The following is a 12,679-nucleotide window of genomic DNA, read 5'->3' on the forward strand; positions in this document are numbered from 1 at the left end:
AGCTTGAGCGTGAACGCCACCACCAACAACAAGACCTACGACGGCACCACCGCTGCCAGCGGGACCATCATCGTGGGCTCCTTGGCAGGAGCCGGTGCAGGCGAGAGCGTGAACCAAACGGCCAGCCTGGCCTTTGCGAACAAGAACGTGGGCACAGGCAAGAGCGTCACGGCCAGTGGCCTGACCATCAAAGACAGCAGTGAGGCAGACGTCACCGACAACTACACCATCACCTACAGTGCCAGCAGTGCTGACATCAGCAAAGCCAGCTTGAGCGTGAACGCCACCACCAACAACAAGACCTACGACGGCACCACCGCTGCCAGCGGGACCATCATCGTGGGCTCCTTGGCAGGAGCCGGTGCAGGCGAGAGCGTGAACCAAACGGCCAGCCTGGCCTTTGCGAACAAGAACGTGGGCACAGGCAAGAGCGTCACGGCCAGTGGCCTGACCATCAAAGACAGCAGTGAGGCAGACGTCACCGACAACTACACCATCACCTACAGTGCCAGCAGTGCTGACATCAGCAAAGCCAGCTACAGCGGCAGCATCACGGGCAGCAAGACCTACGACGGTACCATCGCCTTTGGCAGCGCTGTATTGAGCGCTAGCGTGCAAGGTGTGACGGTGAATGGGGTCACGGAGACCTTCGCACTCAGCGATCTCTCGGCCACGACAGCGAGCAAGAACGCAGGCTCGAGCAAGTTCAACAGCGTGAGCGCCACAGTCAGCAGTGACACGTACGATGTCAACAACTACAACAGCCTGTCGGTGGGCAACTTCACGACCAACACGGCGACCATCAGCGCACGTGCTATCAGCGTGAGTGCCAACAACCAAACCCGAACCTATGGTGATGCCAATTCGACCCTGAGCTACAGCGTGGCACGCGACGGGATAGGCACCAGTCGGGGTCTGGTGGATGGTGAGAGTCTGAGCGGCAGTTTGACCACAAGCGCAACGACCAAGAGCAATGTGGGCAATTACGCCATTACGCAAGGCAGCTTGACCAACGTCAACAACGCCAACTACGCCATCACCTACACGGCGGGCAGTTTGGCAGTTGTTCAACGAGCCATCAATTTGACCGGTAGCCGTGCATACGACGGCAGTACCTTGATGTCTGGCAGCATCTTTAGTTTAGGCAATGTGTTGTCGGGTGATGCATTGAGCTTAACTGGTACGGGGTCTGTTGCCAGTAGTCTTCCTTCAACGGATGCTCAAGTAGTGAGTTTGGGCAGTCTAACTTTGGGCAGTGGGAACGAGAGCACCTTGGCAAGCAATTACAGCTTGCTAGGGGGCACACACACCGCCACCATCACAGGTGTCGCGGCTTCTGGAGCGCTACAAAGTGCGGTAGATGCAGTGCAAGTGCTGACAGTCGCACCAACTGTTGTGCAACCAAAAATAGCGGCTTTGGTTGTGGCCCCGGTCGTTACGACAACGACTGTTTCAAACAGTGTGGTTGACAACTCATTCACGGTGGGCGGTTTGACTTTTGTCACAGGTAAACCCAGCGTCGAAGTCGCGTCTTTCAGCACTGCGGCATCCAGTAACAGCGCCGTAGGTGTTGATGCAGCGGGCTTCATGCGTGTCCAGGTGGTCGGTGGTGGTCTGCGTGGCCCGTCGACCTCCAATAATCAAGACAACTCTCCCTCTAACTGACCCCAACCATGTGCCTTGTGCCATTCAACACAGTGGATATCTCATGATCAATGTGTACACGTTTCCCTACAAGTCTTCAAGTCTGGCTGTTTTGCTTGTGTGCTTGGGATTTTCTCAACAGACGCAGGCCCAAACCCGACCAGATGCCGGTCAAACACTCCAACAGGTTCTACCTCAACGTTTGGAGTTGCCTGCGACCTCCTCCATGCCTATTGAGCTAAGACCGCCACCCAATGCAGCTAATATCATGCCCGGTGGTGCCGTGGTGCAATTGGTGGAGGTGCGCTTCACGGGCAATACGGTGTTCGACAGTGCCGTGCTCGAAGAAGTGTTGGGACCGTACAAGGGGAAAAGCTTTGATTTGGCAGGCTTGAATGTGCTGGCCAATCAGGTCAGTAGCTTTTACCGTGCGTTTGGTTACCCCTTCGCCAGCGTGTTTGTGCCAGCCCAGCGCGTAGTGGATGGGGTTGTTCAGATGGATGTGGTGGAAGGCCGCTACGGACAAGTGCAAGCCTTGAGTGATGAGCCGCAATGGGCGGAGCAAGCGGAGGTTTTTTTGCGTGATTTGGAACCTGGCCAAGTGATCGAGAGCAGCGTGTTGGAGCGTGCCACGCTGATCTTAGATGACTTGCCTGGCGTGCGTGTGAATCCCATCATTCGACCAGGACAAAAGGCCCAAACAGCTGATTTGGACATCACGCTTTTGCGTGATCCTGCTGTGACCGGTGATGTGGGTTTGGACAACTACGGCAACCGCTATACCGGAGAAATTCGCAGCCGTGCCAACATCAATATCAACAGTCCTTTCATGCTGGGCGACCAGATCAAGGTGTCGGCGCTGTACACACAAGAAAAGTTGTGGTTTGCCAATGTGGGCTATAGCTTGCCTGTTGGGGGGAGTGGTTTTACCGCGCAAGTGGGCTATGCGCAGACCAGTTACCAACTGGGTAGGGAGTTTGCTAGTTTGCAGTCGTATGGCACAGCCAAGGTTAGCAGTGTCGGTTTGAGTTACCCCGTGGTGCGTTCGCAAGAGGCCAACTTGAGCCTGAGTACGGTTTACCAACACAAGCTACTCAACGACAACACCGACAGCACCATCACGCGCAATCACAAGAGCAGCAACAGTTTGCCTGTGAACTTGCAATTTGATGTGCGTGATGGCTGGGGGGGCGGTGGCTTGAGCTATGGTGTGATGAGCTGGACGCTGGGGCAGTTGGATTTGGATGCCAATCTGCTCAGTGCAGATACTGGTCAAACACGGGGCAGTTTTCAAAAGCTCAATTTTGATTTGGCACGCGTGCAAAATCTGTGGGCACCTCTGAGTCTGTATGGGCGTTTTGCCGGACAGCGTGCTAACAAAAATCTCGACTCCTCTGAAGGATTCAGTTTAGGGGGTGCAAACGGAGTGCGCGCTTATCCCACAGGCGAGGCCTCGGGTGACGAAGGCTGGTTGGTCCAGTTGGAGCTGCGCTATAGCGCAGGGTTTTACAGCCCATATGTTTTTCATGATGCTGGTTATTTAAAAGTCGACGCGCGCTCCAATGGCTTGGCGAATTCTTCGCCCGATCAAAGACGTGCAGGTGCTGGTTTTGGTGTGCGCTACAACGCTGGGCCTTGGCGCCTGGATGGCAGCCTGGCATGGCGCACGCGTGGAGGACCACCACAAGCCGACACCAGCTCTGACCCCAATCCAAGGGTTTGGTTAAGCCTAGGCTACCTGATCTGATGTGTCACGGTCCTGTCACATGAGGCTGAAACACTACAGGTTGTTAAATGAACACCTGGGTATGTCTTCTCCTAAGCTTCTCGCACAATTGACAGATCACCTCACTGCTTCTCACTGGCTAGACCGTGACTTGAGTCTCTTGGCCTTCAATGCCCGCGTCTTGGATTGGGCCAAGCGTCCCGAGGTACCGTTGTTGGAGCGCTTGCGTTACTTATGCATCGTGTCTTCCAACCTCGATGAGTTTTTCGAAGTGCGTGCTGCCTTGCACCACAGCGTGGCAAACCCCAAAGCCGCGCCCGATGCGGCAGGGGCGTATGCGATGCATTCGTTGAGCAAGTTGGCCCACGAGTTGGTGGACGAGCAGTACGCGCTCTACAACGATGTATTGATGCCTGCCTTTGCCAAAGAAGGGGTACGCATCTTGTCGCAGGGCGAGCGCACCTTGGCACAGCACCGTTGGGTCAAAACCTTTTTTGAACGCGAAGTGCGGCCTTTGTTGCTGCCCGTGGGTTTAGATCCCGCGCACCCATTTCCTCAAGTGGCCAACAAATCGCTCAACTTCATTGTGCGTTTGTCGGGCAGTGATGCCTTTGGTCGTGACAACGAAATTGCCATTGTCAAAGTGCCACGCAGTCTGCCGCGGTTGATTCGTTTGCCAGACAAGTTGTCTGGCAAACGCATGCTGTTTGTCTCGATCTCCAGCGTCATCCGCGCGCACCTGAAAGACTTGTTCCCTGGTCGAGAGGTTGGGCAGTTTTCGCAGTTTCGGGTCACCCGTCACTCTGACTTGGCGGTGGACGAAGAGGATGTGAAGAACCTGCGTACCGCTCTGCGCCAAGGCTTGGTACACCGCAACTACGGCCAAGCGGTGCGCTTGGAAGTGTCGGCTGGTTGTTCCGAGTATTTGTCAGACTTCTTGTTGCATCAGTTCGAATTGCCGCCCTCTGCGCTGTATCGCGTGCATGGCCCGGTGAATCTCGTGCGTCTGAACCAGCTGATCGATCTGGTGGACAACCCCGCTTTGCTGTTTCCCGCCTATCACGCCAGTTACCCCCACCAACTGTCGACCACCACCTCAATTTTTGACCAGCTTCAAGCAGGCGATGTGTTGATTCATCAACCGTATGAGAGTTTTGACGGTGTGTTGGCTTTTCTGCGTGAGGCCGTGCGCGACCCCGATGTGCTGGCCATCAAACAAACCATCTACCGAACCGGTGCCGACTCTGCCTTGATGGAGTTGCTGCGTGAAGCCGTGCAACGCGGCAAAGAGGTGACGGTGGTGGTGGAACTCAAAGCACGTTTTGACGAAGAGGCCAACATCAACTGGGCCGAGAAGCTCGAATACATCGGGGCGCAAGTCGTGTACGGTGTGGTGGGGCTGAAAACCCACGCCAAGATGCTGTTGGTGTCTCGCCGCGAGGCACGCAGCATCCGCCGCTACGCGCATTTGTCCACTGGCAACTACAACCCCAGAACGGCTAAGCTCTACACCGACTTGAGCCATTTGACCTGCGACCCCAAGCTGACCCAAGACATCGAAAACGTCTTCAACTTGTTGGCCAACCAAAGCAAAATTCCGCGCTTGAACAAACTTTGGCTGGCACCGTTTTATTTGCAGCGCAACCTCATCGACATGGTGGACAAAACTGCACAAGCGGCAGCGGGTGGTTTGCCATGCCGCATTGTGCTGAAGATGAACACCCTCACCGACGAAAAACTTATGGAGTCTTTGCTGCGTGCGGGACTGGCCGGTGTCGACATTGACCTGATCGTGCGTGGCGCTTGCATGCTGCCTGCACAGCGCCCTGGCGTGAGCGAGAACATCCGTGTGCGCTCCATCATTGGCCGTTTCTTGGAGCATTCGCGTGTGTTTTATTTCCGCAGCGGCGAGGTGGAGTCCTTGTATTTGTCCAGTGCTGACTGGATGAACCGCAACATGCTGCGCCGTGTCGAGCTGGCCTGGCCCGTGGAAGACCCCGCATTGCGCCAACGCATTGTGGATGAGTGCTTGGTGGCCTACTTGCAAGACAACGTCGATGCCTGGACGCTCAATGCCGATGGTCACTACACCCGAGTGGTCGCGCCCAAGTCGCGGGCAGCCAAACCCAAACCCTTGCATGGTGCACAGGCGGCATTGATGGATCTGTACTCAGCCAAACCCTAAGGAGAGTCCGCGATGGATTTGATTTTGTGGCGTCATGCAGAAGCCGAAGTGGCTGCTGAGGGAGGCGACGATCTGTCGCGTCAACTCACCCCCAAAGGCGAGCGTCAGGCCACACGCATGGCGGTGTGGTTAGACCGCCATTTGCCTGAGGGCACGCGTGTGTTGGTCAGCCCAGCCAGACGCACCGAGCAAACAGCGCAAGCCCTGGGCCGTAAGTACAAGTTACGTGACGAGTTGGTGCCAGAGAGCACACCGGAAGACGTGTTGGACTTGGTGAAGTGGCACCCCGACACAGGCCCGCAGGGCAAAGGCTCGGTGTTGGTGGTGGGCCATCAGCCCTACTTGGGACAGATTGTGTCTCGTTTGCTAGGCATGAACGAGGCCGTTTGTCCTGTGCGCAAGGGCGCCGTCTGGTGGTTGCGCGCTCGCATGCGCGAGGAGCAGCTGCAAACGGTGCTGATGACCATGGCCAGTCCTGACCTTATTTCGCGTGCGTGGGACGACCGGTCTTGATGGTCGGCACATTGCTCAGCGCCGCTTTGAACTGAATGTCACTCATGGCAGCCAGTGCCTTGATGCCAGCACGCAGCAACTCGCTTTTTTTGACCGATTGACCCAGCTTGCCGCTGCGCACTTTCAAGCTGTCGATTACCACGTATTCGTCTTTGGGCATGGTGAAGCTGTCACGCACCATTTTTGGCTTTTTCACTTTGGCAGGTTTGACGGGCTTGACCGCTTGAGGTGCCACAGCCGCTTGTTGGGTCACGACGGGTTTCTTAGCCGTCACAGGCTTGGCGGCTTTGCGGGGTGCCGCTTGAGGCGCTGGTGTGACTGCTGCTTTTTTCAGAGCCACTTTTTTGACGGCTGTGCGTGCAGTTTTTGTTGCGGTTTTTTGAGTCGTTGCCATGTTCAGAGTCTTTGCTGAGTTAAAGATGTAAACAGTATAAATCGTTTATATCTTTATGTCTGTCATCAAACCGTCGTCAAGTTGTCACGAAATCAAATGACCAAGATGTTTTTTGCCAAGCGGCAGACTCTTGTCGCAACAGATGTGCCGATTGCGGGTGCTGCACTGCCCAAGCAGCACTGGCATGTAGGCTGAAGTTTCGCTTGCCCTCATGGCAGCTCAAGGCCAGACCTTGCAGCTCAGGGTCTTTGCGGGCGTGGCACAAGATGATGGCCAGCCGTAACACCAACAGCAGTTTCGAGAACTCGGGTGACTCAATTTCGATATCGAGTTTTTTCAACTTGCCGCGTTGCCCCAGCACCAACAGTCCTAAGCGGTGAAGCTCTGGCATGCTAAAGCCCAACATGTCGGCATTGTCCAAAATGTAAGCGCCATGCTTGTGGTAGTCGCTGTGCGAGATGGCGATACCCACTTCATGCAACGTGGCGGCCCAGCTCAATTTGCGCAGCGCGGGCGACGGCAGAGAGCCTGCCACGGGGTCGATCTTGCGAAACAGGTGGGCCGATACCTGCCTCACCCGTTGGCCTTGCGCTGCATCCACCACAAACTTCTGCGCCAGGCGTTGCACAGACACATCGCGTGCATCAGACGTTTCGTCTTCACGCTCCACCATGTCAAACAACACACCATGCCGCAAGGCACCCTGCGCCACATGCAGGGTGCTGATCTTGAGTAACTCCATCAAGGCCCGCAGCACACTCACACCGCCACCAATCACGGCGCGGCGGTCTTCTTTCAGGCCTTCCAGACGCACGCGGTCGACTTGGCCCGCACGCAGCAAACACTTGACCAACCAGTTCAAGCCTTCCCTGCTGATTTGCCCGTCAGGCCAGCCGGCAATTCGCAAAATATCTGCCACAGCGCCCACGGTGCCTGAAGCGCCATAGGCGGTGTCCCATTGGTTGCGCGGGTATTGGTTCAGGGCTTCTTCCAGCACAGCTTGTGCTGCAATTTCGGCACGGTAGAACGTTTGTTCTGTGAACTCGCCGTTCGGGAAATACGCCATCGACCAAGCCACACTGCCCACATGAAACGACGCGGTTTCGGTGGCTTGTGTGCCTGCACCCAAAATAATTTCGGTCGAGCGCCCCCCAATGTCCACCACCAGGCGTCGCTCCTGGCTGTGTGGCAGCAAGTGCGACACGCCCTGGTAAATCAAGCGCGCCTCTTCGGTGCCGGCAATCACCTCAATCGGAAAACCCAAAATCTCGCAGCCCCGTTTGAGGAACACATCGCGGTTCTTGGCCTCACGCAGCGTTTGCGTGGCCACAGCACGGACTTGGGATTTTTTGAAACCCGACAAGCGCTCGGCGAAGCGGGCCAAGCAGTCCCAGCCTCTTTGCATGGCTTCTTGCGTCAAGTTGCGTTCTTCGTCCAGGCCATTGCCCTGGCGCACGGTTTCTTTGAGGTATTCAATGCGGTCGATTTGACCGTGGTCGTAGCGTCCAATCTCAAGTCGAAAACTGTTCGAGCCCAAGTCAATGGCTGCAAGAAGGGTGCCGTGGTTCATGAAGAACGATCCTAGGTAATTTATGTGACACATTCATGTCATGGGACTGTCATATCGCAACCCTACATTGGCGAATTCTCCTCCAGAAAAAAACAGCCATGAACATCTTTGACCTGAACGATCAAGCCAACCATCCCCGTGCAACAGACAGTGACTTCGCCAAGTTGACCGACTCACTCATGGCACGCCGACAGTTCTTAGGTGCTTCGGCGGGCTTGGGCTTGGGTGCGTTTTTGGCAGGCGCGGCACACGCTCAGGGTACGGCCACACAGACAGCCCAAGGCCCACGCATTGGCTTCAAACCCATCGCGGCCAACTCGGCAGACACCGTGACCGTGCCAGAGGGTTACCAATGGCGCGTGCTCACATCTTGGGGCGACCCCTTGTTGCCTAGTGGCACCAGCTTTGACCACGCCACCCGTGGCAGCGCCTTGAGCCAGAGCCTGGCCATGGGGGACAACAACGATGGCATGAGCTTTTTCAGCCTCGGCAAAGACCATGGCGTGATTGCCGTCAACAACGAATACACCAACTACGAGCACCTGTTTCCTCACGGGCGCTGTGCCAGCATTGACGACGCGCGCAAAGCGCAAGCCGCGCATGGCGTGACCGTGTTTGAAGTGCGTCGCCAAGCGGGCACCTGGCAGCCAGTGCCCAACGCCCCTTTGAACCGTCGCATCACGGCCAACACCGAGATGCGCCTGAGTGGCCCAGCCGCGGGCCATCCTTGGCTCAAAACTTCTGCTGACCCCACCGGTACCGTGGCCCTGGGCACTTTCAACAACTGCGCCAATGGCCGCACCCCCTGGGGCACCTATCTGACCTGCGAAGAAAACTTCAACGGTTACTTCGGCAGTGCCGACAAACTGCCTGACAACGTCGCTTTCAAACGCTATGGCATTGCCGCCAAAGATGCGGGCTACAACTGGCACCCCTTCGATGGTCGTTTTGACCTGGGCCAAAACCCCAACGAGCCCAACCGCTTTGGTTGGGTGGTCGAGATCGACCCCATGAACCCCCACAGCACGCCCACCAAGCGCACGGCCCTGGGTCGTTTCAAACACGAGAACGCCGAAGTCGTGCTCAGTGCAGATGGCCGAGTGGTGGTCTACATGGGTGACGACGAACGTGGCGAACACATTTACAAATTTGTCTCAGCCAAGACTTTCGATCCTCAAAACGCCGCCGCCAACCGCCAACTGCTCGACGAAGGCACCCTGTATGTGGCGCGTTTCACCGCAGCGGAGGGCAAGCTCTCAGGCCAAGGTGAGTGGTTGGAATTGACCCACGGCAAGAACGGGTTGACGCCCGAGAACGGTTTCAAAGACCAAGCCGAAGTGCTCATCCACGCACGCTTGGCCGCTACCGTGGTGGGTGCCACCACCATGGACCGCCCCGAGTGGATTGCCGCTCACCCCAGCAGGGCCGAGGTGTATGTGACCTTGACCAACAACACCGACCGTGGCGTCAAACCCAACCAAGCGCTCAATGGCCCCAACCCCCGTGCCAAAAACGTGTACGGGCAAATCGTGCGTTGGACCCCAGACCAAGGGCTGCACACCGCGCCGACCTTTCAATGGGACATCTTTGTGCTGGCCGGCAATCCCACCTTGCACCGCGACCTGATGGCGGGCACGCCCAACGTCAACGCCGACAACATGTTCAACAGCCCCGATGGTTTGAGCTTTGACAAAGACGGACGCTTGTGGATTCAAACCGATGGCGATTACAGCAACGCCAATGCTTTTGCGGGCATGGGCAACAACCAAATGCTGTGTGCCAACCCAGTCACGGGTGAGATCAAGCGCTTTTTGGTGGGGCCGGTGGCTTGCGAAATCACGGGCATCTGCTTTGCCCCAGACAACGCCACGATGTTTGTGGGCATTCAACATCCAGGCGAGGCGCGCAAGCCTTCGCACTTTCCGCAAGGTGGCCAAGCCGTGCCACGTTCTTCCATCATTGCCATCCGTCGCAAAGACGGTGGCGTGGTTGGCACCTGACCCCCTTCATACAATGGCCTGATGCGTTTTTCTTATCTGTACTTTGCTGCTTGCCTTGCAGGTGTGGCCACTGTGGGCGCCTGCTGGGCTGACACGCTAGACACCGAGGACCAAACCGCCCGTTACCAGCTGACCTACAACTGGCAGCACCACGGTGCCTTCAATGCCAGCCACAGCGGTGCCAACAGCATTCAGCCGTCAGCTGAAAAGATGTACACCTTCAGTGCCACCGCGCACTGGGGGTTTCGTCCATGGCAAGACGGCGAGCTGTATTTCAACCCCGAGATCACACAGGGCGTGCCGTTCTCTGGCAACTTGGTCGGTATGGGCGGCTTCACCAACGGTGAAATCACCCGTGCTGGCGGCAGCAACCCCAAGGTCTACAGACAGCGCTTGTTTGTGCGCCAAACCTGGGGCCATGGGGGCGGGCAAGAAGCGGTCGAGGCCGACTTCAACCAAATGGCTGGCACGGTCGATAAAAACCGATTTGTGCTGACCGTTGGCAACTTCTCCACCTTGGATGTGTTTGACGACAACGCCTACGCCAAAGACCCGCGTACCCAATTCATGAACTGGGGCAACTGGACCTACGCCGCGTATGACTATGCGGCAGACGCCCGAGGTTTTGGGTGGGGCTTTGCCGGTGAGTGGTACCAAGACGACTGGGTGCTGCGCTTTGGTCGCATGACGGCACCCACCACGCCCAATGGACAGCCTGTGGACTTTGCGCTCGCGCGCCACTATGGCGACCAAGTCGAATTGGAGCGCGCCCACACCTTGTGGGGGCAGCCCGGCAAATGGCGTGTGCTGGCATGGCGCAACCGTGGCGTGCTGGCCAGCTTCAACGATGCCACCCAATGGCAGTTGCAAAACCCCGGCACCTACAACGACCCCACGGCCTTGGTGCAGACGCGCAAAGAAGAAAAAACCAAATACGGTTTGGGCTTCAACGTCGAGCAAATCGTCCAACCTGGCGTGGGTTACTTCTTGCGCGTGATGAAAGCCGATGGCCGCACCGAAACCCAAGCCTTCACCGAAGTCGACGGTTCTTTGTCCACGGGCTTGGTGTTCAAAGGTGGTTTGTGGGGACGCGCCGACGATGCGGTGGGTGTGGCCTGGATGCGCAACACCTTGTCCAATGACCGACGTGCCTTCTTGGCAGCGGGTGGTACCTCGTTCTTCATTGGCGACGGCGCCGCGTTGACCCATTACCGCCCCGAGATGATTCTGGAAGCCTTCTACAGCTTTGCCATGACCCGGGGCACTTGGCTGACCGCCGACTACCAACGGGTGCAAAACCCGGCCTACAACGCAGACCGTGGGCCGATCAACGTCTACGCCGCCCGCTTTCACGCGGAGTTTTGAGGGCAGGCCCAGAGGCCTGTCATGCCCCCAGGTTCATGGTGACCAATGCCGCTGCCAAGAGTGCCACCAATCCCGATGTCACTCGGTGACCGTAAGCTTTGCCGCCACTCAGGTAGGCCAAGCCAATTTTGGACACCACACTCGACGCCAGCACGGCCATCACGCCCCAGCGTGCGAAGACGGGTTGTACACCGTCAGGCACACCCAGCTGTGCCACGCTGACCACTGCTGAGTGCAGTTCAACCAGCGCCACCAACACGGCAGTGGTCAACACACCCGAGTCACCAAACATGTGTCGCAACGCAGCTGCCAGCAGGGTGACGCCACTGATGGTCGCAGCCATCAGCAAGGCATGCGTCACTTTGAACGCATGTTCACTGGCTGTGATTTGAAACTCGCTGTCAGGTGCCAGTTTGCGAGCATGAAAAACAGCCACACACACCAAGGCAAGCGCCGCCGCAGCCAATGGCCAAGCCACTGAGCGCAACAAAGCCTGTGACGTGGCACCCAGCACCAAGCAAAAAAGCGTCAGCGAAGACAGCGTGGAAAACAGCGCAGCCGCACTTGCCGCTGAGGTGAGTTCGGGTTTGTCAGTCGCCTTGCGTCCAAACTCAGCCACAGCGGCGGTAGAGGAGATGAAGCCAGAGAAAAATCCGGCCAACGGCAGCCCCCACCGCGCACCGGTGGCGCGCATCGCAATGTGGCCCACCATGCCGATGCCCATGATCAACACCACAATCTTCCACATGGCATAGGGCTTGAGCACGTGCCATGGGTCCACCGCTTCGGTGGGCAACAGCGGGAGCACCACCAACGCGGCAGCGCACAGCATGAAGGCGTCTTCCAGCTCTTTTTCGCTCAGCACTTCCTGGCTGAAATGGCGCAGCGGCTTTTTGACAAACAGCAAGCCCGCCACCACCACCCCTGTGGCTGCTGCCAACGGCGCGTTCTGGATGGCCAACCCCGACAACACGGCGGTCAACAGCAGTGCGAACTCACCGGTCATGCCCGGGTCGTTGGGGGCAGACTGGCGGTAACCCAGCGCCACCATCACGCCCACCATGAGCAAGGCCGCCACAAAGGCATACATGCCCAGCAAGAAGGTGATGGCACCCAGCAGTGCCACGATGGCATGCGTGCGCACACCTGCTTTCATGACGCCCGGTTTGTGCAGGCGCTCTCGCACTGTGCCGATCAGCAAGCCAATGCCCAGTGCAGTGAGCAGACCAAGCAGCGATTCATTCCATGGCATGGGGGTCTTGTTCGATCGTGCAAGCGGGGC

At 57.4% G+C, this 12,679-nt stretch carries 9 protein-coding genes; 6 read left to right on the forward strand and 3 right to left on the reverse strand.

The window, feature by feature from the left end:
- The 4 genes from B9Z39_RS17020 to sixA form a co-directional block, all read left to right on the forward strand.
- A partial coding sequence (locus B9Z39_RS17020; RefSeq protein ID WP_233249043.1) for a YDG domain-containing protein occupies positions 1–1,665 on the forward strand: 1,665 nt, incomplete at its 5' end.
- Positions 1,666–1,912: 247 nt separating this feature from the next.
- A complete protein-coding gene (locus B9Z39_RS15710; RefSeq protein WP_233249044.1) occupies positions 1,913–3,391 on the forward strand; it encodes a ShlB/FhaC/HecB family hemolysin secretion/activation protein in 1,479 nt (492 codons plus the stop codon).
- A 61-nt stretch (positions 3,392–3,452) separates the two neighbouring features.
- The gene (gene ppk1 / locus B9Z39_RS15715; RefSeq protein ID WP_199221231.1) at positions 3,453–5,555 is read left to right on the forward strand and encodes a polyphosphate kinase 1; all 2,103 of its coding nucleotides are present in this window, start codon (positions 3,453–3,455) and stop codon (positions 5,553–5,555) included.
- Positions 5,556–5,567: 12 nt separating this feature from the next.
- Positions 5,568–6,068 (forward strand): phosphohistidine phosphatase SixA, encoded by a 501-nt coding sequence (gene sixA, locus B9Z39_RS15720; RefSeq protein WP_108302482.1) that lies wholly within the window; start codon positions 5,568–5,570, stop codon positions 6,066–6,068.
- On the opposite strand, the gene B9Z39_RS15725 is transcribed toward sixA, so the two are convergent.
- Together B9Z39_RS15725 and ppx are read right to left on the reverse strand one after the other, a co-directional pair.
- Entirely contained in the window at positions 6,037–6,462 is a 426-nt protein-coding gene (locus tag B9Z39_RS15725; RefSeq protein ID WP_108302484.1) for a hypothetical protein, read from the reverse strand. The two genes, sixA and B9Z39_RS15725, sit on opposite strands and share 32 nt — an antisense overlap.
- Positions 6,463–6,538: 76 nt before the next feature.
- The gene (ppx, locus tag B9Z39_RS15730) at positions 6,539–8,032 is read right to left on the reverse strand and encodes an exopolyphosphatase (protein WP_108302486.1); all 1,494 of its coding nucleotides are present in this window, start codon (positions 8,030–8,032) and stop codon (positions 6,539–6,541) included.
- A gap of 98 nt (positions 8,033–8,130) precedes the next feature.
- Here ppx and B9Z39_RS15735 point away from each other — a divergent pair, with 98 nt between their 5' ends.
- Together B9Z39_RS15735 and B9Z39_RS15740 are read left to right on the forward strand one after the other, a co-directional pair.
- Positions 8,131–10,032, forward strand: coding sequence for a PhoX family phosphatase (locus B9Z39_RS15735; protein ID WP_108302488.1), 1,902 nt, complete (start codon positions 8,131–8,133; stop codon positions 10,030–10,032).
- A 21-nt stretch (positions 10,033–10,053) separates the two neighbouring features.
- Positions 10,054–11,397 carry a carbohydrate porin gene (locus B9Z39_RS15740; RefSeq protein WP_108302490.1) on the forward strand — a complete coding sequence of 448 codons (1,344 nt, stop codon included), beginning with the start codon at positions 10,054–10,056 and terminating at the stop codon, positions 11,395–11,397.
- Positions 11,398–11,416: 19 nt separating this feature from the next.
- Here the strand turns inward: B9Z39_RS15740 and B9Z39_RS15745 are convergent, their stop codons facing one another.
- The gene (locus B9Z39_RS15745) at positions 11,417–12,649 is read right to left on the reverse strand and encodes a DUF4010 domain-containing protein (RefSeq protein WP_108302492.1); all 1,233 of its coding nucleotides are present in this window, start codon (positions 12,647–12,649) and stop codon (positions 11,417–11,419) included.
- Between the last annotated feature and the right edge of the window lie 30 nt (positions 12,650–12,679).

This window comes from Limnohabitans sp. JirII-29, from assembly GCF_003063395.1.
Taxonomy (GTDB): Bacteria; Pseudomonadota; Gammaproteobacteria; order Burkholderiales; family Burkholderiaceae_C; genus Limnohabitans.

Bases quoted from the DNA above. Each gene is read 5' to 3' on its own strand.
- B9Z39_RS15725 (WP_108302484.1), bottom strand. From the start codon at position 6,462: ATGGCAACGACTCAAAAAACCGCAACAAAAACTGCACGCACAGCCGTC.
- ppk1 (WP_199221231.1), top strand. From the start codon at position 3,453: ATGTCTTCTCCTAAGCTTCTCGCACAATTGACAGATCACCTCACTGCT.
- B9Z39_RS15710 (WP_233249044.1), top strand. From the start codon at position 1,913: ATGCCCGGTGGTGCCGTGGTGCAATTGGTGGAGGTGCGCTTCACGGGC.
- B9Z39_RS15745 (WP_108302492.1), bottom strand. From the start codon at position 12,649: ATGCCATGGAATGAATCGCTGCTTGGTCTGCTCACTGCACTGGGCATT.
- sixA (WP_108302482.1), top strand. From the start codon at position 5,568: ATGGATTTGATTTTGTGGCGTCATGCAGAAGCCGAAGTGGCTGCTGAG.
- ppx (WP_108302486.1), bottom strand. From the start codon at position 8,032: ATGAACCACGGCACCCTTCTTGCAGCCATTGACTTGGGCTCGAACAGT.
- B9Z39_RS15740 (WP_108302490.1), top strand. From the start codon at position 10,054: ATGCGTTTTTCTTATCTGTACTTTGCTGCTTGCCTTGCAGGTGTGGCC.
- B9Z39_RS15735 (WP_108302488.1), top strand. From the start codon at position 8,131: ATGAACATCTTTGACCTGAACGATCAAGCCAACCATCCCCGTGCAACA.